Genomic DNA, 254 nt, shown 5'->3' on the forward strand with positions numbered 1-254 from the left:
TGGGGGACCGCCGATGCAGCGGCCAGGGTGTCCGACGCGGATGCGGACTCCTTTCGTACGCAGGCCACCCCTGGCAGCAGCAATGACCAAGCCTCGGCTCACGTCTGCATTTGGGAGATTTGGGACCGTACGACCGGCACCGTCCTGACTATCAGCCCCGGGCTTAAGGCCTATCTGCGTCCCGTGTTCACGCCGGACCAGAAGTCCAGCCGCTTCTATCCCTTCTTCGCCTGGGCTCCCCTGTGGGTCGATGG

General features: G+C 64.6%; 1 protein-coding gene. It reads left to right on the forward strand.

Annotation, left to right across the window (positions count from 1 at the left end; translation table 11 throughout):
• Positions 1 to 27: 27 nt before the first annotated feature.
• Positions 28 to 254, forward strand: a 227-nt coding sequence (locus tag R0J87_RS22545) for a hypothetical protein (protein ID WP_498889117.1), incomplete at its 3' end; no start/stop codon positions are given.

It is taken from the genome of Halomonas sp. SIMBA_159 (genome assembly GCF_046536035.1).
Classification (GTDB): Bacteria; Pseudomonadota; Gammaproteobacteria; order Pseudomonadales; family Halomonadaceae; genus Vreelandella; species Vreelandella venusta_A.